Source organism: Tissierella sp., assembly GCF_031460495.1.
Lineage (GTDB): Bacteria > Bacillota > Clostridia > Tissierellales > Tissierellaceae > JAVKTS01.
Window position 1 is genome coordinate 83,190 of record NZ_JAVKTS010000004.1, and the last position, 21,767, is coordinate 104,956.

Here is a 21,767-nt window from a genome sequence, read left to right on the forward strand (position 1 = left end):
TTCCATGGAGAGACCTTTTGTTTTCATGACAATTCCGTTAATATTTGGGATAATTTTTGCATATTATTTTAACTTTGATATGCTTCTAATCATAATTTTTATTATATTATCAATATTTGCTTATATATTAAACCTTATAAAGGGGAAGTCTAATTCTTGGATTTTGTTCTTTATTTGTTTGTTTTTGGGGGCTATAATTAATAATTATAATTTAAATAGTAGCGAGTTAAATAGCAAAGCAGATAAAAATCTTGTATTAAATGGTATTGTAGATGAAGTAGTATGGGAAGAAGAGGATCAAGGAAAGTATATAATTATAATCAATAGCATCGAAGAGAATTTACTTCAAAGGACAGTGAAGGAAAAAACTGTACTCAAGGTCTTAGGTAATACAAAACTTGAAATGGGAGATAAAATTAGATTTTCAGGTGTGCTAAAAATTCCCCTGGAGAATACTAATCCAAATCTATTTAACTATAGGCTAAGTCTTTTATCAAACAAGATATATACCTCCATAACCATAAATGATTATTCGATTATAAATATTGAAAATACTAATAAAGCCTTTAAATATAAATTAAAGTCCAAATTTAGAGAACATGTAGAGAGTGTATTTGATAATAATTTAAGTATAGACAATAGTTCATTGATGAAAAGCATAATTTTAGGAGAATATTCTTATTTAGATGAAGAAAATATTTCAAAATATAGAGAATTAGGACTAGCTCATATACTAGCAGTTTCAGGATTACATATTGGGATTATAGCAGGATTTTTGATTTATATATTATCTCATTTAGGAGTAAAAAGAAAAGCTAATGTTATTATTTCATTAAGCATTATTTGGTTTTATGGATATCTCATTGGATTCCCACCTTCTTTACTTAGAGCTAATATAATGTTTAGCATCCTCTTCTATGCTCAGATATTAGCAGAACCCTATGATTCCATTAATAGTTTATTTTTGGCCATGTTTGTATTGTTGCTTTTTAACCCAATGTGGATATTTAACCTTGGATTTCAACTTTCCTTTCTAGCTACATTTTCAATAATTTACATTACTCCAAGGTTTCAAGAGTTATTCTATCCTTACAAGAATAAGGTAACTTATTCCCTATCAGGACTACTAGCTGTACAAATAGGACTATTACCTATACAAGCATATTATTTTAATAATATATCTGTAATAAGCATAATTTCCAATCTAATTATTGCACCAATACTATCTTTGGCATTGATAATAGGTGGGATTATGGTAGGATTATCTCATTTGATTCCTAGCTTAAATTCTATACCGGGTCTTATATTAGATTTAATTTTATCAGTTAATTTTTATTTAGTGGATTTTTTATATTCCATACCATTTGGAGTGATTAAAATATTTTCACCAAGTATATGGGAAATTATTTTATATTATATTTTCATACTTATAGTATTTAAAGTTATTAAGGTAAGAAAACTGCATCTTAATATTAAAAAAGTTATTATATATTATTTAATTTTAATGACAATATGGAGCTCAGTCACATTAATGAATCATAAGTCCATTGAATTACATTTTGTTGATGTAGGTCAAGGGGATTGTATTCTTATAAGGACATTAAAGGGAGACTATTTAATAGATACTGGTGGAAGTATTTTGGATTCCTTTGATGTTGGAGAAAGCATTACTTTGCCTTATCTGCAGAAACTGGGGGTAAGCAAGCTTAAGGGAGTGTTTATTACTCATTTTGATGCTGATCATTGTGGAGCTTTACCTTTATTAATAGAAAATTTAAATATTGAAAATATCTTAATTTCATATGAGGATAGGGACAATGAAGTATATAATGAGATTAAAGATTCTGGAGTAGCAATTACAATTCTCAAAGAAAAAGATAAACTATTTTTAGATGATAATACTTTAATAGAAGTTTTAAACCCAAATAAAGATTTATTCAATAGGGGAGAGGTAAGCAATAATTTATCCTTAGCATTTTTATTATCATATTATAATAAGCAAATACTTTTTACGGGAGATATTGAAAAAGAAGCTGAACTGGAAATAGTGGACAAATTTAAATCTAATATAGACATAATTAAGATACCTCATCACGGAAGTAATACATCATCTAGCGAGGAATTTCTTAATAAAATTAAACCACAAATAGGTATAATTTCTGTAGGTAGGAATAATTTCTATGGACACCCAGGAAAGGATGTACTAGACAGATATGAAGAATTAGGTACAAAAATATATAGAACAGATACTATGGGAATGATAAAGCTAGAATTAAATAAAGATGAAATAAGCTTAACTTCTTTTGTTAATGAAGATTTAAGATTAATTCAATTCTTAGATGAAAATTTACTAAATGTTATTTTCTATATATCATTTTGTTTATTTTCCTACATTTTGTCAAAACATTATTTATATAAGGAGGGTGAATTGTGAATTATAATGAGTTTTTAGATATAATAAAAAGTAATAAACTAATACCAGCATATATTTTTACAGGAGAAGAAGAATATCTAATGCACGAAGTCATTGACATTTTAAAGCATAAATTTGTTGATATTTCATTTGAAGCCATAAACTACATCGTCATAGATGGCAAAGATGCAAGATTTGACAATATATTAAATGCTTGTGAAACACTTCCTTTCATGTCATCCAAGAAAATAGTTGTAATAAAAGATATTAGTGAAATCATAGAAAATGATGAAAATGATGTGGATAAAATAATGGGATCTTATATAGAAGGTTTAGATGATTATCTTTGTCTTATTATAATGGATAGGTCAAATAAGTTAAAGAAAACTAGCAAACTCTATAAAGCTCTTAACAAATTAGGTGGAGTAGTTGAGTTCACAAAACTTAAGGGAAAGGAGTTGAATTTAAGAGTTGAGAAAAAGTTAAAAGAATATAATAAGAAAATATCCAATGGAAACTTAAGTTATTTCCTTCAACAATCAACCTATACTGAGTATAATAGCACAAAATCCTTATACGATTTAGAAAATGAGCTTTTAAAAGTGATTAATTTTTCTACAGGTAATGAAATTTCAAAAGAGGACATAGATCTGACTTTAACCAAGACCTTAGATACTAATATTTTTAATTTACTATCCAGCATAAATAAAAGGGATGGTGATTCAGCATTAAGAATTTTTAACGAAATGTATATATCCAATGAGCCTGTTCAGAGGATACTGTTTATGATAATTAGACAACTAAGACTTATGCTAGGATATAAGCTTTATAAGGAAAAGGGTTACAATGACGGAGCAATACAAGAAAAACTCCAAATTAAGCCATATGAATTCAAGAAGATATCAAGTCAAGCCCAAAGCTTTTCTGAACTTCATCTAAGAAATGGGCTAGATTATATACTTGAATTGGATGTAAAGCAGAAGACTAGTTCTCATGATGAAAAACTAGCCTTAGAAATGTTAATTATAAATTTATGTTATTCTAAATAAAAATTGTCAGAAAAAAACTTCGGCCTCCCGAAGTTTTACTTATATTGCTTTATTCAATTTCTTCGTTAAGCGACTAACCTTTCTTGATACATTATTCATATGAATAACATTCTTTTGAGCAGCTCTTTTTAACTTCTTGTCAATAGTTTTAAGTAAAGCCTTAGCTTCTTCAACATTTCCCGCTTCGATAGCTTTATCAAACTTCTTCATATATGTTTTAATTTCTGATTTTTTAGCTTTATTCATAGCTGTTCTTTTTTCAGTAATAAGAATCCTTTTTTCAGCAGATTTAATATTTGCCAATAGTTTCACCTCCTCTAATCTAACAAAAAATATTTTATCACGAAGAACTATAAAATGCAAGGATATTTAACATTATATTGGACAAAAATATAAAATGAAGGAAAAAAATTGGAATATGAGAGGAGAATTATATTGTTTCAAGTTCGAACAGATTTAGCTATAGAGAATAGAGAATTATATAAGATTGAGAGAAATGAAGAATCAAAAGGTATTGAAATAGAGAAAGAAGAGAAGGAAAACTACACCGTAACAAAGGTAAAAGTACTAGATAATCAGGGTAGTAAAAATCTTCAAAAACCAATTGGAACTTATATAACCATAGATGTACCAGGCCTTAATAAAACAGATGAAGATTTAAAGGATGAAATATCTCAGGTAGTGGCTAAAGAGATAAAAAGTCTAGGTAAGAATAAAGAGGATAGCAAAATTTTAATAGTTGGGCTTGGAAACTGGAATATTACTCCTGATGCCTTAGGTCCAAAGGTGGTGGAAAGAGTCTTAGTTACTAGGCAATTCTTTGTTAACTTTAACAAGGAAATAGATGAAACCGTTGCAAATGTTGCAGCTCTATCTCCGGGGGTCATGGGGATTACTGGGATTGAAACAGGGGAGTTGGTGAGAGGAGTAGTAGAGAAAGTAAAACCTGATCTAGTTATAGCTATTGATGCCTTAGCCTCAAGAAAAATGGACAGAGTATCCACCACCATTCAAATATCAGATACAGGAATAAATCCAGGGGCAGGAGTAGGAAACAATAGAATGGAGATTAATAAAGAAACATTAGGAGTGCCCGTGATTGCTATTGGTATTCCTACAGTAGTAGATGCTGCGACCATAGTCAATGACACATTGGATTTAATCATAGATTCACTAAAGTCAGAAGCAACAGTTGGGACAGAATTCTATAATTTGCTTTCAGAGATATCCTCAGAGGAGAAATACACCTTGATCCAAGATGTACTTAATCCTTATATGAAAAATGTAGTTGTGACACCTACTGACATAGATGTGTTGATAGATGACTTATCCATTATAGTAGCCAATGGCCTTAATATTGCCTTACATCCTGGGATAGATTTAAAGGATGTAAATAGGTATATAAGATAATAGATTAAGTATATTTTATCTCTAATAAGAATATAATTTTCATAACGAACAGAAAGTTTATTTTAAATTATAACAAAAGCTTATTAGGGAGTGTTAGAATGAAAAAAACTAGGAAGTCAGATTATATTATCTTAGCATTAATATGTATGATAGCTTTAAATATAGGTGCTATAGCTATTGGGAGATATTCACTGTTTAAAGAATCTACTTATTCAAATAAAAATGATTTTAGCTTAGTTAATATATCCTTTAACTCTATAAAAGAGTCATTAAATATTAAGGGCTTAATTGATAAAACCATAAACATTATATTTCCAAAAGTGGAAGTTGATCATAATGAAGATAGTATAATAGCAACAGCACCTGAGTTTACTGAGGCAGATGAAAATTATAGCACAGAGAATGATATAATTATAGATAAATTAGAAGAATATGAGAGTTTGATAATAGTAAAAGACTCAGATGGAACGCATACAGTAGAAAATATTCCTGAGCCCTTTATGATAAATAACCTTAAGGTCAACAAGGAAAATCCATATATTTTGCTATATCATACTCACGCTACAGAATCCTATATACTTAAAAAAGCAGATAACTATCGTACTTCTGATACACAACATAATATGATAAGCATAGGCAATATAATGTCAACGATTTTAGAAGCTAATGGGCATAGGGTAAATCATGTTGATACTATTCATGATTTACCTTCATATAATCAATCCTATTATAGAAGCCTTAATACTATTAAGAACAAACAAGAGGAATCTGATAACTTGAAAGTCTTACTAGATATCCATAGAGATGCTGTATTAGATAATAATAAAAATATAGAAAACATAAAAGCAAAGTCTAAAATAGATATAGAAGGGAAATCTGTTGCTACCTTTTCTTTAGTTGTGGGGCCAGATTCACCTAATAAGGACCAGGTACTTAATTTTGCAAAATATATTAAAGCAGTTTCCGATACTCTGTATCCTGGATTGTGTAGAGGAATAATAATAAAGCCTACAGGAAAATATAATCAACATATGTCTGATTATTCCGCTTTGATTGAAGTAGGATATAATTTCAATACTTCAGAAGAATCCAATGAAAGTGCTAAACTAGTAGGGGAAATACTATCTTTGGCTTTAAATAGTATAATAAAAGAATAAACTTTGCTAAATATTATTTAAGTGATATAATATTTACTATCGTAACTATTTGGGAGGTAATATTGTGGAAGAAAATAATGATAAGGATATAAAAAAAGAAACTATAGAATGGATTAAGAGCATTGCATCAGCAATTGTTATTGCAATAGTAATTAAAACCTTTATTTTTAATACAACTTATGTATTGGGTAATTCTATGTACCCAACTTTACATGAAAAAGATAGACTTTTTGCAAATAAAGTTTCATTGTTTTTTTCAGGACCATCTAGGGGAGATGTAATTGTGCTAGAGGCTCCGGACACTCCGGATAAAGATTATATAAAAAGAGTAATAGGTTTAGAAGGAGATTTAGTTGAGATTAAAGAAGGCAAGGTATATCTGAATGGCTCTATCTTAGAAGAAGAATATTTAAATAGTGGTTCATATACTCATATTTACGATGATGAGAGTTGGATAGTACCAGAGGATCATGTTTTTGTATTAGGAGACAATAGAGAAGAAGGGGCAAGTAAAGATAGTAGATATTTTGGCACCATTCCTCTAAAGACAATAAAAGGCATTACAGGTTTTAGATATTTTCCAATAGATAATAGATTTGGTAAAATTGATTAAGGAAAGTATATAAAGCAATTTAAATGGATAAGCTAATCTTGGTGATAATTATGGAAACAAGATTAGAGAGAAATAAGAGATTAAGCAAATCTAAACGCATTAACAGGATGAAGAAACTCTGCATATTATTGTTATTTGCAATTTTATTACTAAGTATAGAGATTGTAAATCAAAATATTGTTGATTTAAATTGTTTTGAAAATCCAAACATAATTAGATTTGACATTAAAAAAATGGAATTAGACTTTTTTGGGAAATCTTATGTAATAGATTTGAGTATTATAAAGAAATTTATTAAAGACCAGCTTTCTGGTCTTTTAGTTTTACATAATTGTAATTATTTGCTATAATTAGCTAGAGTGTTTTGAATCTTCATGAGGAGGAAAAGTATGCAAAGAAATAAACAAGATAATATTAGAAATTTTTCAATAATTGCCCATATTGACCATGGGAAATCTACCTTAGCCGACAGATTAATAGAGAAAACAGGTATGTTAACCTCAAGAGAAATGCAAAATCAGGTTTTAGATAATATGGATTTGGAGAGAGAAAGAGGTATAACTATTAAACTGAAAGCTGTTAGACTAGTTTATAATGCCAAGGATGGCGAAGAATATATATTAAATCTCATAGATACCCCAGGACATGTGGACTTTACCTATGAGGTTTCTAGATCATTGGCAGCATGTGAAGGTGCTATCTTAGTAATAGATGCAACTCAAGGAGTTGAAGCTCAAACTTTGGCTAATGTGTATCTTGCTCTAGATCAGGATTTAGAAATAGTTCCAGTTATTAATAAGATAGATTTACCAAGTGCAAGACCGGATGAAGTGAAAAATGAAGTAGAAGACATTATAGGAATAGATTGCGAAAATGCACCCCTTATTTCTGCGAAAGAAGGACTAAATATTGAAGAAGTATTAGAATCAATAGTTAGAAATGTACCTGCACCTAAAGGTGATCCTAATGCACCATTAAAGGCATTAATTTTTGACTCATATTACGATAGTTATAAAGGGGTAATTTGCTACATAAGAGTCTTTGATGGGACAATAAAGCCAGGTATGGAAATTAAGATGATGGCTACTGGAAAATCATACGAAGTAGTGGAGGTTGGTGTAAATACCTCTAAGCATATTTCTTTGGACAAACTAGGACCTGGAGAAGTAGGCTTTGTTACTGCTAGTATCAAAAATGTCAAAGATGCCACAGTAGGAGATACAATAACAGACAAGTATAAACCTACAGAGGAAGCAATGCCAGGATATAAGAAGGTTATACCTATGGTATATTGCGGTATATATCCTGCTGAAGGAGAAGATTTTAATACAGTTAGGGAAGCATTAGAAAAACTACAAGTAAATGATGCAGCATTAGTATTCGAACCTGAGTCTTCAGTAGCATTAGGTTTTGGTTTTAGATGTGGATTCTTAGGACTTTTACACATGGAAATAATACAAGAAAGACTAGATAGAGAATTTGATTTAAATATTATAACTACAGCACCTTCTGTAATATATAAAATAACAAAGACTACAGGAGAAGTGCTTCAGATACAAAATCCATCAAATCTTCCACCCCTTACTGAGATAGAATATATGGAGGAGCCCATAGTAAGGGCAAATATTATGACACCTACAGATTATGTGGGAGCAATAATGGAACTCTGTCAAAACAAAAGAGGGTCTTTTATCAACATGGAATATTTAGAATCAACAAGGGTAGTACTTCACTATGATTTGCCTTTAAATGAGGTAATTTATGATTTCTTTGATGCTCTGAAATCAAAGACTAGAGGTTATGCATCCTTAGATTATGATTTAAAAGGATATCAACAATCAGAGCTAGTAAAATTAGATATACTCATCAATGGAGAATTAGTAGATGCTTTTTCATTAATTGTCCATGAAGAGAAGGCTTATGAAAGAGGAAGAAATATTGCGGAGAGGCTTACAGATGTAATACCAAGACATCAATTTGCAGTGCCTATACAAGCCGCTATTGGAGCTAAGGTTATAGCCAGAGAAACTATAAGAGCCTTAAGAAAAGATGTACTTGCTAAATGCTATGGTGGAGATATATCAAGAAAGAAAAAATTATTAGAGAAGCAAAAAGAGGGTAAAAAACGAATGAGACAAATTGGATCAGTTGAAGTTCCTCAAGAAGCTTTTCTAACAGTATTAAAATATGATGAAAAATAATATCTAGAATGGGCTGTAACAATTTGTAGGGAGCGACCTCGGTGTCGTTCCGCATAATGTTACAGTCTCTTCCTTATTTGGAGGTAAGAATGAAAGAAATATCATTATATATTCATATACCTTTTTGTGTAAGCAAATGCTATTATTGTGATTTTTCCTCCTTTGCTAATAAAAATCATAAGATTGATAGCTATGTAAATAGTTTGATAACCGAATTAAGCTTATATAAAGAAAGGATAAAAGAATATAGTATTAGGACTATTTTCATAGGAGGAGGAACTCCATCTAGTATAAATGCAAAATATGTAAATCAGATACTTGAATTCATATATAAAAATTTCAATACTAGTCATTTGTTTGAAATAACTGTGGAAGCAAACCCTGGGACATTAAATAAAGAAAAGGTTCATATATATAAAGAGTCCGGAATAAACAGAGTAAGTATGGGTGCTCAAACTTTAGATAATAATTTACTAAAATCAATTGGAAGATCTCATAGCCTAGAAGATTTCTACAATAGTTATGAAATTTTACGGCAAGGTGGTATTAAAAACATTAATGTGGATTTAATCTTTGGACTTCCAGACCAAAGTTTAGCTGATGTAATGAATTCATTGAAAAAAGTTATTGATCTAGGAGTTGAACATATATCATATTATGGACTTATTCTTGAAGAAGGAACATATTTAAATAAGCTATATAATGAAAAAAAAATATATTTACCAGATGAAGATCTTGAGAGAGCAATGTATCATAGAGCTAGGGAATACCTTATAAAAAATGGATATAATCATTACGAAATATCTAACTATTCATTAGCAAACTATGAATGTAGGCACAATTTGGTTTATTGGGATGTGAAGCCATATATTGGAGTGGGACTAAGTAGTCACTCTAATATTGAGGGAAGAAGATATTGGAATACATCTGATATGGACAACTATATTGAAAAATTAAATAATCAAATTTTGCCAATAGAGGGAGAAGAGATAATAAGCTTAGATGAAGAAATAGGTGAATTTTCCATACTAGGTCTTAGAAAGATAAAGGGAATTGATAAAATAGAGTTTGAGAATAGGTTTGGAATGAAAATAGAAACAATTTATAAGGACATAATAAATAAGCATGAGAGTAATGGATTGATATCAAGTAATACTGACTATATTTTTTTAACAAAGAAAGGCTTGGATTTATCAAATTTAGTTGAAGTTGATTTTTTAAGATAACAAATTATTTCGAAAAAACTATTGACAAATTGTTCAAGGAGTGATAATTTAAAATCGTAAGGATTAGCACTCAAAAGGATAGAGTGCTAACAACATCTAATATATGTTTATTATAAGAGGTGATGAAAAATGTTAGATGAGAGAAAAGTTAAAGTTCTTTATGCAATAATCAATGCTTATATATCAAGCGCTGAGCCAATTGGATCTAGAACAATAACTAAATTATTTGATTTAGGGGTTAGTTCAGCCACTGTAAGAAATGAAATGTCTGATTTAGAGGACTTAGGATATCTTAATAAGCCTCATTCCTCTGCTGGAAGAGTTCCTTCTGATAAAGCTTATAGATTATATGTAAATGAAATTTTAAAAGGACATAGACCTAGTATAGATTTAAACAAAAAAAATCAATTAAAAAAAATTTTAATTAATGAGTCTAGAGAGATTGAACAGTTGCTACAGAATTCTGCTAAGATATTATCAGCATTGACTAGCTACACTGCTCTTGCCATATCTCCACAGATTAAAGGGTCTAAACTAAAGCATATTCAACTTGTTCCAATTGATAATCAGCAAATTATAATGGTTTTAGTTAGCAACTCTGGTGTAGTTAAAAATACTGTATTTAGATTAGATAGAGAAGTACCAGAAAATCAGATTTCAATAATATCTAATTTTTTAAATACTAAATTAAAAGGATTAACAGTGGAAGAGATTGATGCAGAGATCTCTAATGGAATTTTGAAAGAAATATATGATTATAAGACTATTATGGAGGGGATTATTCCAGTAATAAATCAATCAATGGATGATATAGACAATATTGATTTATATTCCGATGGAGTAACTAAAATATTGAATTTTCCTGAGTATAAGGATCTTGAAAAAGCAAAATCCTTTATACATTTTATAGAGGATAAAGATTCTGTAGTAGATCTTTTATTAAACAATACTTTTAATCAAGATATGGAGATAACCATTGGTAATGAGAATATATATGAGCCAATAAAAGGATGTAGCTTAATTACAGCAACCTATAGGCTAGGTGATAAAACTATAGGAAAAATTGGTGTAATAGGTCCAACTAGGATGGACTATTATAAAATAATTAATACATTAGAGCTATTTTCTACTAATATTACAGAGATTATAGATATATTCTTAGGCAAATTGGTTTAAATATATAACAAGAAATAAGAGGTGATTTTGTGGTAAACAAAAAAGATAAAAGCAATGAAAATCAAGATTTAGTAGATGAACCGATTATTGAAGAAGATGTTGAAGAAGTTAATGAAATTTTAAAATCTAAGGATAGAGAAATAGAAGAGTTAAACAATAAGTTATTAAGACTTCAGGCAGATTTTGTGAACTTTAGAAAAAGAACTGAAAAAGATAAAGAAAGTACAATAGCTTATGCATTAGAATCTTTTGTTAACAATCTTTTACCTATAATAGACAATTTTCAAAGAGCAATGGAATCTGAAATTGTTAAGGAAAATAAGTTTTATCAGGGCATAGAGATGATACATCAACAACTAATAAAAGTTTTAAATGATAATGGAGTTGATGAAATTAAATCCTTAGGTGAAGATTTTGATCCAAATTTCCATCATGCTGTGTTTATGGAAGAGAACTCTGAATTTGAGTCTGGAAAGATTACAGAGGTTTTACAAAATGGATATATCTTGAAGGATAAAGTTGTTAGACCAGCTATGGTCAAAGTTGCAAAATAACTATTTATTAGGGAGGAATTAATTATGGGAAAAATAATAGGAATTGACTTAGGTACTACTAACTCATGTGTAGCAGTTATGGAAGGTGGAGAAGCTACAATTATAGCGAATTTAGAAGGAAATAGAACAACTCCGTCCATAGTTGCGTTTACAAAAGATGGAGAAAGACTTGTAGGAGAAACTGCAAAAAGACAGGCTATCACAAATCCTGATAGAACAATTAGTTCAATAAAGAGAAAAATGGGTTCTGATAGCAAGACTAATATAGATGGTAAAAATTATTCTCCTGAAGAGATATCAGCTATGATTTTACAAAAAATCAAAATGGATGTTGAAAGCTACTTAGGTGAAACTATTACAGAGGCAGTAATCACAGTTCCAGCTTATTTCACTGATAGTCAAAGACAAGCTACGAAGGATGCAGGGAAAATAGCTGGGTTGGATGTTAAGAGAATTATTAATGAGCCAACTGCTGCAGCATTGGCATATGGAATGGATAAAGAGGAAGGGCAACATAAAATAATGGTATTTGACTTAGGTGGAGGTACTTTTGACGTATCTATACTTGAACTTGGAGATGGAGTATTTGAAGTATTAGCTACTCGTGGTAATAACCATCTGGGTGGAGATGACTTTGATGAATTAATAGTTAATTATATAGCTGATCAATTTAAAAAGGAAAATGGCGTAGATTTAAAACAGGATAAGATGTCTTTACAAAGATTAAAGGAAGCAGCAGAAAAAGCTAAGAAGGAATTATCCTCTACTTTATCAACAAATATCAATCTGCCATTTATAACAGCTACTCAATCAGGTCCACTACATTTAAATATGGATATTACAAGAGCTAAATTTGATGAGTTAACATCATCTTTAGTAGATAGTACTTTAGAACCTGTTAAAGCAGCATTAAAAGATGCTGGATTACAAGCATCTGAAATAGAAAAAGTTCTTTTAGTTGGTGGTTCAACTAGAATACCAGCAGTTCAAGATGCAGTTAAGAAGCTAACTGGTAAGGAACCTCAAAAAGATATCAATCCAGATGAATGTGTTGCAGTAGGTGCAGCTATTCAAGGTGGAGTATTGTCAGGTGAAGTTAAAGACTTATTATTACTTGATGTTACACCATTATCCCTTGGAATTGAAACTCTAGGTGGAGTAACTACTAAACTAATTGAAAGAAATACTACTATACCTACTAAAAAGAGCCAAACATTCACTACAGCTGCAGATAATCAAACTTCAGTAGATATTCATGTACTTCAAGGTGAAAGACAAATGGCTAATGATAATACAACCTTAGGTAGATTCCAATTAACAGGCTTACCACCTGCACAAAGAGGAATTCCACAAATAGAGGTAACATTTGATATAGATGCTAATGGTATCGTAAATGTAAGTGCAAAAGACCTAGGTACAGGGAAAGAACAAAGAATAACTATTACAGCTTCTACTAAGCTTTCTGATGACGAAATAGAAAGAAAAGTAAAGGAAGCAGAGAAGTTTGCAGAAGAAGATAAGAAGAAAAAAGAAGGTATTGAAATAAGAAACAATGGGGATTCTTTAGTTTATCAAACTGAGAAAACTCTTAAAGACTTAGAAGGTAAAGTAACAGAAGATGAGAAAACTAAGGTTGAAGGAAAATTAGAAGAACTTAAAAAAGCCTTAGAAGGAGAAGACAACGAAGAAATTAAAACAAAGACTGAAGAGTTAACTGAAGCCTTCTATGCAATATCACAAAAAATGTATGATCAAAATGCACAAGGCAATGAGGGAGATAGTACTTCTCAAGCTAAAGATGATGTAGTAGATGCAGATTACGAAGTAGTAGATGAAGAATAATATAAAATATAATGAGCTAAATCATTTGATTTAGCTCATACATTTGATATAATTGTTATAGCAATTTTAAAGGCTGGTGAAAAGATGTCAAAGAGGGATTATTATGAAGTACTAGGTATAAATAAAGATTCATCTGAAAGTGATATAAAGAAAGCATATAGATCCTTAGCAAAAAAATACCATCCTGATTTAAATCCAGATAATGCAGATGCTGAAGCAAGGTTTAAAGAAGCTACTGAAGCATATGAAATATTATCTGATACTGATAAAAGATCTAAGTATGATAGATTTGGTCATGCAGGGGTTGATCCACAAGCAGGAGGATATGGTCAAGGATTTGGTGGATTTGGTGATATTTTCGAAGATTTATTTGATGTATTTGGTGGAGGATTTAGCAGAAGTTCTAGAAGAAATGGTCCAGTAAGAGGTGCGGATTTAAGATATAATATGAATCTAGAATTTAAAGAGGCAGTATTTGGTGTTGAGAAAGAGATTCAAATTAGAAGATCAGAAAATTGTCATACTTGTCATGGAACTGGAGCAAAACCAGGTACTAGCAAGGAAACATGTACTACTTGTAATGGTAGGGGAGAAGTAAGGCATGTACAACAATCTCCCTTTGGACAATTTGTTAGAACTTCTACCTGTGATGTTTGTAGTGGAACTGGTGAGATAATAAAAGAAAAATGTACTACTTGCCAAGGTAGTGGTACTGAAAATAAAACTAAAAAGATTAAAGTTAAAGTTCCAGGAGGAGTAGATTCTGATTCCATTATCTCCATGAGGGGAGAAGGAGGAGCTGGAGAAAAGGGAGGTCCAAGCGGAGACTTATATATCTATATAAGTGTTCAAGACGATCCTGTATTTAAGCGCTCAGGGAATAACATATATTTAACAATACCAATTTCCTTTACAGAAGCAACTTTAGGTGCAGTAATTGAAGTACCTACTTTAGATGAGACAATAGAATACAATGTTCCAGAAGGGACTCAAACAGGTACAGAATTTAGGCTTAAAGGTAAAGGTGTACCAAATCTTAGAAGTCATGGAAGTGGGGATTTATTCTTTACTTTAGAAGTGCAAGTACCAACAAAACTAACAGATAAGCAGAAACAGCTGTTATTAGATTTTGCTAAGGAAACTGGGCATAACTATAAAGAAAATAAAAAGGGATTCTTTGAAAAAGTTAAGGATGCTTTTAATTAACAATCACTCTTTGGGTGATTGTTTTTTAAAAGTACTAGTTATAATATTATTCTTAGGGTATAATTATTCTATATTATTAAAGGATGTGTATTTATGAATTGGACTGAAGTTCAAATTAAGGCAACTTCTGAATTAGAAGATGTAGTATCGGGAATTTTATATGATGTAGGAGCTAATGGTCTTGCCATTGAAGATCCAAAAGATGTCTTAGATTTAATGAAATCCAAGAGAGATTGGGATTTCATTGATTCCAGTCTTATGGATCCTGATTTAGATGGAATATTAATTAAAGCATATTTTTCGGAATCAGAGGATTTAGAGAGCATAATTAAAGAAATAAAAGATAGAATTCATAATAATCCTCAATTAAGCAATGGTAAATGTACTGTCACCACAAATGTTTTAGATGATAATGATTGGGCTGAATCTTGGAAAAAGTATTACAAGCCAATTAGAATAGGAGAGAATATCATCATTAAACCTTCATGGGAAAACTATAATTTACTAGAAACTGATATAATGATAGAATTAGACCCCGGTATGGCATTTGGTACGGGAACCCATGAGACTACTATGATGTGCACAGAAGCTTTAGAGAAGTATCTTGTACCAGGTAGTACAGTATATGACATTGGTTGTGGTAGTGGAATACTTAGTATAGTTTCGGCGAAATTAGGCGCTAGAAAAGTAGTTGGAGTAGACCTAGATGAGCTATGTGTAAATATATCCAATAAGAATATTACTCTAAACCATGTAGACGATATTGTAGAAATAAAGAATGGAAACCTCTTAGATGTAGTAGAAGGTAAAGCAGATGTTATCGTATCTAATATTATAGCAGAGGTAATTGCAGGTATGACAAAGGATTTGAAATCATATCTGAATAACAATGGAATATTTATTACATCAGGGATTATTATTGACAAGATAGAGCTAGTAGAAAAAGCTTTACTGGAAAATGAGTTTAAAATTCTTGATATCATGAAGAAAAACGATTGGGCTTGTATTATAGCCACTAACATTTCATAGGAGTTAAATATGCATAGATTTTTTGTGGAAAAAGAACAAGTAATGGATTCAATAATTGAGATTATTGGAAATGATGTAAAGCATATTAAAGATGTAATAAGATTAAAAATTGGTGAGAATATAGAAGTCTCTTCAGAAGGAATTACATATACCTGTCTGATAGAATCAATTTCAAAGGATAGAATTACATCAAAGATAATAGACAAAACAAAAGGAACTCATGAGTCTTCTATTGATATAATACTATATCAAGGACTTGCTAAAGGTAGCAAAATGGACATGATCATACAAAAATGTACAGAAATAGGAATAAAGGAATTTTACCCTGTGGCAACCCATAGGTCTATTGTTAAGATTAAGGACATTAAAAAAGAGCAATCTAAGGTTGAAAGATGGAATAGTATAGCAGATGAAGCCGCAAAACAAAGTAAAAGAGATATTTTACCTAAAGTACAAAATATAATTTCTTTTAATGAGATTATAGATTTGTTAAAGAATGAAAAAAATATTATCGTTCCTTATGAGGATGAAAAAGCAAATACAATGAAATCTAAATTGCAGACAATTAGGGATGGAAAGATTCATATTATAATAGGACCTGAAGGTGGATTTGAACCCTATGAGATTGAAAAGTTAAAATCAATAGGTGGAGAAATTGTAACTTTGGGGCCACGAATACTTAGGACAGAAACAGCAGGAATAGTAGCATCTACAATAGTACTTTATGAACATGGGGATATTTAGGAGTGATTTAATGAATACAGTAGCTTTTCATACATTGGGATGCAAAGTAAATCAATATGAAACAGAGGCTATGGAAGAAATATTTGAGAAAAATGGTTATAATATAGTTAGTGATCAAGTAATTGCAGATATTTATGTGATAAATACTTGCACAGTAACAAATTTATCTGATAGGAAATCTAGACAATTTATAAGAAGGGCAAAAAAATTAAATAAGGATTCTATAATTGCCGTAGTTGGATGCTATTCCCAGGTATCGCCAGATGAAGTATCTGAGATAGAAGGTGTAGATGTAGTAATAGGCACCACTGATAGGAATAGAATTTTAGAACTATGTGAGAATGCCAAAGAAAAAAATGAAAAAATTAATATTGTTAGAAATGTTAAGACTGAAAAAGAGTTTGAAACAATAAATATTGATGATATAAAATCTAAGACAAGAGCTTATATAAAAATACAGGATGGATGCAATCAATTTTGTTCCTATTGTATTATCCCATATGCTAGAGGGCCTATAAGAAGCAGAGAATTAGATGATGTGATTATGGAGTCTGAGAAATTAGGTAAAGCTGGCTTTAAAGAAGTAGTCCTAACTGGAATCCATGTAGCTTCTTATGGCAAGGATATGAATAATACTCCATTAACAACAGTATTAGACAAAGTGGCTAATGTTCAGGGAATAGATAGAATTAGACTAAGTTCCTTAGAACCTACTTTAATTAATCATGAGTTCATGAAATCAATTATAAAAACTGGTAAGGTATGTGATCATTTTCATCTTTCATTACAATCTGGATCTGATACAGTTTTAAAGAGGATGAATAGGAAATACACATCTGATGAATATAGAAATATTGTAAATCTTATACGAGAATATATGCCTAATGCTGGAATTACAACGGATATTATAGTTGGATTTCCAGGAGAAAGCGAAGAAGAGTTTAATGAAACTTGTGAATTTGTTAAGGAAATAGGGTTCTCGAGAATACATGTATTCAAATATTCTCCAAGGAAGGGAACACCAGCTGCAGAGTCCAAGAATCAAGTGGATGGTAATATTAAAAATACTAGATCTGAGAAACTAATATCTTTAGGTGATGAACTAATGTTAAAGTTTAATAAAGGGTTTATTGGTTCTAGTTTATCTGTCTTGTTTGAAGAGGAAAGCAAGAATGAAAATGGTATGATAGAGGGTTATACAACTAATTATATTAGAGTAAAGTCAAAATTAGAGTCAGATATCATTGGTAAAATAATTGATTTAAAAATTATTTCTACTGAAGGGGAACATTTAATTGGAGAAATAATTATTTAATGAAAAAATAGAATAACTAAAAATAGAATATCTATAGTATAATATAAATAGTATTTAACAGGAGGTGATTTCATTGACTAATTGTTTGTTTTGCAATATAATTAACGGTGATATACCTAGTAATTTAATATACGAAGATGAAAAAGTTATTGCTTTTGAAGATATAAATCCACAGGCTCCAGTTCATTACCTTGTAATTCCTAGAGAACATATTCAATCCATGGCTCATATTAATGAGGACAATAAAGAACTATTAGGTCATATATTAATAGTAGCATCTAAAATAGCTAAAGACAAAAAACTGGATTCAGGGTATAGAATAGTTAACAATTGCGGCAAGGATGGAGGACAGACTGTAGACCATTTACATTTTCATATTTTAGGTGAAAGGACATTGTTGTGGCCACCAGGTTAAATACTAGTTGAAATATTTTTATTTATAATGTATAATAATCTAGTGTTGTACACCCTTTATAGGGATAGTATAGAAGTACTCTTGCAGTAGAGAGAGGAGGGAGAAATCGATGTCAGAAATTAAGGTTGGAGAAAACGAATCTCTTGATAACGCTTTAAAAAGGTTTAAAAGACAGTGTGCGCGCTCTGGCGTTTTAGGTGAAGCTAGAAAGAGAGAACACTATGAAAAACCAAGTGTAAAACGTAAAAAGAAATCTGAAGAAGCTAGAAAGAAGAAATTTTCTAAGTTTTAGTTGAGAAGGTGATCAAATGTCCCTTAAAGAAACCCTCATGGAGGATTTAAAAGACTCCATGAAAAGTAAAGATACAATTAAGAAAAATACTATCACTATGGTAAGGGCAGCAATAAAACAAAGAGAAGTAGATGAAAGAATAGATTTGTCTGACGATGACATCTTAGACATTATATCTAAACAACTAAAGGAAAAAAGAACTGTCATAGATGAGTTTACAAAAGGGCAAAGACAAGATTTAGTTGAGCTAACTGAAAAAGAAATTGAAATTCTTTTAAGATACTTACCAAAACAGCTTTCTGAAGAGGAAGTTGAAATAATTGTGATTGAAACTATTAAAGAAATAAATGCTACATCTATGAAAGATATAGGTAATATAATGAAAGCCGTAATGCCAAAAGTAAAAGGAAAAACTGATGGTAATATGGTGAATAAAATCATTAAAAAAGTTTTTAATTAACCTGGGTAAAACCCAGGTTTTTTGATATTTTTAATTTTGTTAGTTATTTTACAGAATTATGGGTAATAGTATTGAGAAAGACAAATTTTTATCAATAAAACAGGGGGTGCTTAAATGAAAAGAAAAAGTATAATTGTGATTTTTGCCTTTTTAATGGTAATTGTTTTATCAAACATTGGATACGCTGAGAGCAATAAATTAGTCCAAATTATTTCAAATCCTTATGTTAGTAGTATATTTTTGACATTAGGCTTAGTGGGATTAGTCATTGAAATTTTAACACCTGGATTTGGTCTTGGTGGTACTATTAGTATAATAGGGTTTGGTTTTTATTTTGGAGGAAATATTCTTGCAGGTAATTCTCACTGGACTTCACTGCTATTATTTGTTATTGGACTAATACTATTGGTGGTAGAGGGTATGATACCAGGATTTGGATTACCAGGTATTAGCGGGGTTATACTAGTAGGATTAGGTACAGTATTAGCTATGAGTTCATTATCAGTAGCCCTTTTATCCCTAAGCATTGCAATAATAATCACTACTATAGTAACAGTAGTTCTTGTTAAAATGGGATTTAAGAGCAGTATGCTAGATAAAATAATATTAAATACGGAACAAAAAGATGAAAGTGGATATTTGTCCACTGATTCTATGGATGAATATATAGGTAGAGAAGGAACAAGCTTAACTGAACTTCGCCCTTCAGGGTTTATTGATATAGATGGAAAAAAACTAGATGCTTTATCTGATAGTGGTTTGATTCCAAAGAATGCTCCAATAAAAGTGGTAAGGGTTGAAGGTTCAAAAATATTTGTTAGGGGGTTTTAGAATATGGGTCCATTAATTTTTCCGTTAGGTATCGCTTTATTAATTATTATCTTATTAATGCTTTTCTTTACATTTGTACCAGTAGGACTATGGGTTACAGCTTTTTTCTCTGGAGTCAAAATAAAAATAACAACTTTAATAGGTATGAGACTTCGAAGAGTAGCTCCTTCTAGGATAGTAAATCCAATGATAAAGGCTACAAAAGCAGGGCTTGATATTAAAATCGATGAATTAGAAGCACATTACTTAGCAGGTGGTAATATTAATACTTTGGTAGACGCTTTAATAGCAGCACAAAGAGCTAATATTCCTCTTGAGTTTGAAAGAGCAGCTGCAATTGACTTAGCAGGTCGAAATGTTCTAGAAGCTGTTCAAGTATCTGTTAATCCAAAGGTAATTGAAACACCTCAGATTTCAGCAGTAGCAAAAAATGGTATTGAAGTCATAGTTAAGGCTAGAGTTACCGTTAGAGCTAATATTGAAAGATTAGTAGGTGGAGCTGGAGAAGAAACAATTATTGCTAGAGTAGGTGAAGGTATTGTCACCACTGTAGGTAGTGCACCATCACATTCAGATGTATTAGAAAATCCAGATAGTATATCAAGGACTGTACTAGGAAAAGGATTAGACTCAGGAACAGCTTATGAAATATTATCCATTGATATAGCTGATGTAGATATAGCAAGAAATATAGGGGCTAAACTTCAAATGGACCAAGCCGAAGCTGATAAACGAATTGCAGAAGCAAAGGCGGAAGAGAGAAGATCAATGGCAGTTGCCAAAGAGCAAGAAATGAAAGCTGAAGTTGAAGCAATGAAAGCTAAGGTAGTAGAAGCTGAGGCAGAGGTACCATTAGCATTGGCAGCAGCTTTGAGAGAAGGAAAACTTGGAGTTATGGACTATTATAATATGAGAAATATATTAGCGGATACTGATATGAGGTCTTCAATATCTAAAATAGCCGATGACGACAAGAAAAAGAAATAGGGAGGGATAATATATGCCCAATCCTTTATTATTCTTTATATTTGTCATTGTAATAGACTTAGTTTTAAAATCTGTAAAGGATAAAAAAAAGATAGAACAATCAAGGCAAAATAGAACAGAAGAAATACAAAAACAGCCTACAAAGCAAAGGCCATTGGCAGACCTTCGGAAACTATTAGAAGAGGAAGTTATGAAGGAGAAGCAAAGAGAAATTGCTCGAAGGCAAGGTACACCTATAGAAAGTCAAGCATCAAAGTCTAAAGCTCAAGTAGTAAAGAAGAAAGAAGAACATAAAGATGTAAATATACAAACGCAATCTTGGGATATAAAAACAGAAGAGAAAAAATTCAATGAAACACCTAATCCTTCTGCATCTCAAGTAGATAATAGTATAAAAAATTTAAAACAAGATGTTTTAAGGGGAATAATATTTTCAGAAATATTATCTGAACCGAAATCTATTCAAAATCAAAGGAAAAGCTCGTAAATATACGAGCTTTTTGTGTGTGTGTGGAATAGTCCATATATTTAATACATAGAATTAATAGGAGGGATAGTTATGAAGAGACAGATTGAAAGTGCAAAACACAGTATCTCAGAAGCCTTAGAACTACCCATAGATATCATGATGGACTTTCCAAGATTAACTATGATAGGAAATATAGAGGCTTCTTTACTTAATCATAAGGGAATTATTGAATATACAAAAGAAATAATTAGGATAAATACCAAATCTGGAGTCTTCAAGATTAAAGGAGAAGATTTAGAGATTAAGACCATACTTTCCGAAGAAATAATTATTGTTGGGTTAATAGAAAGCATAGAAATAATCAGCTAGGGAGTGTTG

23 protein-coding genes are annotated in these 21,767 nt (G+C 30.8%); 22 read left to right on the plus strand and 1 reads right to left on the minus strand.

The genetic code is table 11. The features are described from left to right. Positions 1-4 precede the first annotated feature (4 nt). Both RIN63_RS10980 and holA read left to right on the plus strand, forming a co-directional pair. Positions 5-2,434: a DNA internalization-related competence protein ComEC/Rec2 gene (locus RIN63_RS10980; RefSeq protein ID WP_310444773.1), complete on the plus strand. Its 2,430-nt coding sequence runs from the start codon at positions 5-7 to the stop codon at positions 2,432-2,434. Further along, positions 2,431-3,462, plus strand: a complete 1,032-nt coding sequence (gene holA / locus RIN63_RS10985) for a DNA polymerase III subunit delta (protein ID WP_310444774.1) — start codon at positions 2,431-2,433, stop codon at positions 3,460-3,462. The genes RIN63_RS10980 and holA overlap by 4 nt, the downstream gene beginning before the upstream one ends. Before the next feature lie 39 nt (positions 3,463-3,501). Here holA and rpsT read toward each other — a convergent pair whose 3' ends face one another. Continuing rightward, the gene (rpsT, locus tag RIN63_RS10990) at positions 3,502-3,774 is read right to left on the minus strand and encodes a 30S ribosomal protein S20 (RefSeq protein WP_399324769.1); all 273 of its coding nucleotides are present in this window, start codon (positions 3,772-3,774) and stop codon (positions 3,502-3,504) included. A 123-nt stretch (positions 3,775-3,897) separates the two neighbouring features. On the opposite strand from rpsT, the gene gpr reads away from it, so the two are divergent. The 20 genes from gpr to yqfC all read left to right on the plus strand — a co-directional run bounded on the left by gpr (position 3,898) and on the right by yqfC (position 21,758). Beyond that, a complete protein-coding gene (gpr, locus tag RIN63_RS10995; protein WP_310444776.1) occupies positions 3,898-4,872 on the plus strand; it encodes a GPR endopeptidase in 975 nt (324 codons plus the stop codon). Positions 4,873-4,970: 98 nt separating this feature from the next. Next, entirely contained in the window at positions 4,971-6,029 is a 1,059-nt protein-coding gene (spoIIP, locus tag RIN63_RS11000; RefSeq protein ID WP_310444777.1) for a stage II sporulation protein P, read from the plus strand. 64 nt (positions 6,030-6,093) lie between these two features. Then, complete coding sequence (lepB, locus tag RIN63_RS11005; protein WP_310444778.1) at positions 6,094-6,642, plus strand: signal peptidase I; 549 nt, start codon at positions 6,094-6,096, stop codon at positions 6,640-6,642. Positions 6,643-6,692: 50 nt separating this feature from the next. Further along, entirely contained in the window at positions 6,693-6,992 is a 300-nt protein-coding gene (locus tag RIN63_RS11010; protein WP_310444779.1) for a hypothetical protein, read from the plus strand. 39 nt (positions 6,993-7,031) lie between these two features. Next, the gene (lepA, locus tag RIN63_RS11015) at positions 7,032-8,843 is read left to right on the plus strand and encodes a translation elongation factor 4 (protein ID WP_310444780.1); all 1,812 of its coding nucleotides are present in this window, start codon (positions 7,032-7,034) and stop codon (positions 8,841-8,843) included. Between the two features lie 89 nt (positions 8,844-8,932). After that, positions 8,933-10,069, plus strand: coding sequence for a radical SAM family heme chaperone HemW (hemW, locus tag RIN63_RS11020; protein ID WP_310444781.1), 1,137 nt, complete (start codon positions 8,933-8,935; stop codon positions 10,067-10,069). Positions 10,070-10,198: 129 nt separating this feature from the next. Further along, complete coding sequence (hrcA, locus tag RIN63_RS11025) at positions 10,199-11,245, plus strand: heat-inducible transcriptional repressor HrcA (protein WP_310444782.1); 1,047 nt, start codon at positions 10,199-10,201, stop codon at positions 11,243-11,245. Between the two features lie 29 nt (positions 11,246-11,274). Further along, entirely contained in the window at positions 11,275-11,799 is a 525-nt protein-coding gene (gene grpE, locus RIN63_RS11030; protein ID WP_310444783.1) for a nucleotide exchange factor GrpE, read from the plus strand. Positions 11,800-11,823: 24 nt separating this feature from the next. Next, positions 11,824-13,641: a molecular chaperone DnaK gene (gene dnaK / locus RIN63_RS11035; RefSeq protein ID WP_310444784.1), complete on the plus strand. Its 1,818-nt coding sequence runs from the start codon at positions 11,824-11,826 to the stop codon at positions 13,639-13,641. Positions 13,642-13,725: 84 nt separating this feature from the next. After that, the gene (gene dnaJ / locus RIN63_RS11040; protein WP_310444785.1) at positions 13,726-14,847 is read left to right on the plus strand and encodes a molecular chaperone DnaJ; all 1,122 of its coding nucleotides are present in this window, start codon (positions 13,726-13,728) and stop codon (positions 14,845-14,847) included. Between the two features lie 93 nt (positions 14,848-14,940). Then, on the plus strand, positions 14,941-15,876 hold the full coding sequence (gene prmA / locus RIN63_RS11045; RefSeq protein WP_310444786.1) for a 50S ribosomal protein L11 methyltransferase: 936 nt from the start codon (positions 14,941-14,943) through the stop codon (positions 15,874-15,876). Positions 15,877-15,885: 9 nt separating this feature from the next. After that, complete coding sequence (locus tag RIN63_RS11050; RefSeq protein WP_310444787.1) at positions 15,886-16,620, plus strand: RsmE family RNA methyltransferase; 735 nt, start codon at positions 15,886-15,888, stop codon at positions 16,618-16,620. Positions 16,621-16,630: 10 nt separating this feature from the next. Next, positions 16,631-17,935 (plus strand): tRNA (N(6)-L-threonylcarbamoyladenosine(37)-C(2))-methylthiotransferase MtaB, encoded by a 1,305-nt coding sequence (gene mtaB / locus RIN63_RS11055; protein WP_310444788.1) that lies wholly within the window; start codon positions 16,631-16,633, stop codon positions 17,933-17,935. Between the two features lie 73 nt (positions 17,936-18,008). Beyond that, a complete protein-coding gene (locus tag RIN63_RS11060) occupies positions 18,009-18,350 on the plus strand; it encodes a histidine triad nucleotide-binding protein (RefSeq protein ID WP_310444789.1) in 342 nt (113 codons plus the stop codon). Positions 18,351-18,459: 109 nt separating this feature from the next. After that, on the plus strand, positions 18,460-18,642 hold the full coding sequence (gene rpsU, locus RIN63_RS11065; protein WP_310444790.1) for a 30S ribosomal protein S21: 183 nt from the start codon (positions 18,460-18,462) through the stop codon (positions 18,640-18,642). A 16-nt stretch (positions 18,643-18,658) separates the two neighbouring features. Continuing rightward, entirely contained in the window at positions 18,659-19,102 is a 444-nt protein-coding gene (locus RIN63_RS11070; RefSeq protein WP_310444791.1) for a GatB/YqeY domain-containing protein, read from the plus strand. Between the two features lie 114 nt (positions 19,103-19,216). After that, on the plus strand, positions 19,217-19,933 hold the full coding sequence (locus RIN63_RS11075; RefSeq protein WP_310444792.1) for an NfeD family protein: 717 nt from the start codon (positions 19,217-19,219) through the stop codon (positions 19,931-19,933). A gap of 3 nt (positions 19,934-19,936) precedes the next feature. Then, positions 19,937-20,920 (plus strand): flotillin-like protein FloA, encoded by a 984-nt coding sequence (gene floA, locus RIN63_RS11080; RefSeq protein WP_310444793.1) that lies wholly within the window; start codon positions 19,937-19,939, stop codon positions 20,918-20,920. A 13-nt stretch (positions 20,921-20,933) separates the two neighbouring features. Further along, complete coding sequence (locus tag RIN63_RS11085; protein WP_310444794.1) at positions 20,934-21,407, plus strand: hypothetical protein; 474 nt, start codon at positions 20,934-20,936, stop codon at positions 21,405-21,407. A 72-nt stretch (positions 21,408-21,479) separates the two neighbouring features. Further along, the gene (gene yqfC, locus RIN63_RS11090) at positions 21,480-21,758 is read left to right on the plus strand and encodes a sporulation protein YqfC (RefSeq protein ID WP_310444795.1); all 279 of its coding nucleotides are present in this window, start codon (positions 21,480-21,482) and stop codon (positions 21,756-21,758) included. Positions 21,759-21,767: the final 9 nt, after the last annotated feature.

Bases quoted from the DNA above. Each gene is read 5' to 3' on its own strand.
- hemW (WP_310444781.1), top strand. From the start codon at position 8,933: ATGAAAGAAATATCATTATATATTCATATACCTTTTTGTGTAAGCAAA.
- RIN63_RS11050 (WP_310444787.1), top strand. From the start codon at position 15,886: ATGCATAGATTTTTTGTGGAAAAAGAACAAGTAATGGATTCAATAATT.
- dnaK (WP_310444784.1), top strand. From the start codon at position 11,824: ATGGGAAAAATAATAGGAATTGACTTAGGTACTACTAACTCATGTGTA.
- RIN63_RS11070 (WP_310444791.1), top strand. From the start codon at position 18,659: ATGTCCCTTAAAGAAACCCTCATGGAGGATTTAAAAGACTCCATGAAA.
- RIN63_RS10980 (WP_310444773.1), top strand. From the start codon at position 5: ATGGAGAGACCTTTTGTTTTCATGACAATTCCGTTAATATTTGGGATA.
- mtaB (WP_310444788.1), top strand. From the start codon at position 16,631: ATGAATACAGTAGCTTTTCATACATTGGGATGCAAAGTAAATCAATAT.
- RIN63_RS11010 (WP_310444779.1), top strand. From the start codon at position 6,693: ATGGAAACAAGATTAGAGAGAAATAAGAGATTAAGCAAATCTAAACGC.
- hrcA (WP_310444782.1), top strand. From the start codon at position 10,199: ATGTTAGATGAGAGAAAAGTTAAAGTTCTTTATGCAATAATCAATGCT.
- RIN63_RS11085 (WP_310444794.1), top strand. From the start codon at position 20,934: ATGCCCAATCCTTTATTATTCTTTATATTTGTCATTGTAATAGACTTA.
- floA (WP_310444793.1), top strand. From the start codon at position 19,937: ATGGGTCCATTAATTTTTCCGTTAGGTATCGCTTTATTAATTATTATC.
- rpsU (WP_310444790.1), top strand. From the start codon at position 18,460: ATGTCAGAAATTAAGGTTGGAGAAAACGAATCTCTTGATAACGCTTTA.
- dnaJ (WP_310444785.1), top strand. From the start codon at position 13,726: ATGTCAAAGAGGGATTATTATGAAGTACTAGGTATAAATAAAGATTCA.
- yqfC (WP_310444795.1), top strand. From the start codon at position 21,480: ATGAAGAGACAGATTGAAAGTGCAAAACACAGTATCTCAGAAGCCTTA.
- lepA (WP_310444780.1), top strand. From the start codon at position 7,032: ATGCAAAGAAATAAACAAGATAATATTAGAAATTTTTCAATAATTGCC.
- prmA (WP_310444786.1), top strand. From the start codon at position 14,941: ATGAATTGGACTGAAGTTCAAATTAAGGCAACTTCTGAATTAGAAGAT.
- spoIIP (WP_310444777.1), top strand. From the start codon at position 4,971: ATGAAAAAAACTAGGAAGTCAGATTATATTATCTTAGCATTAATATGT.
- RIN63_RS11075 (WP_310444792.1), top strand. From the start codon at position 19,217: ATGAAAAGAAAAAGTATAATTGTGATTTTTGCCTTTTTAATGGTAATT.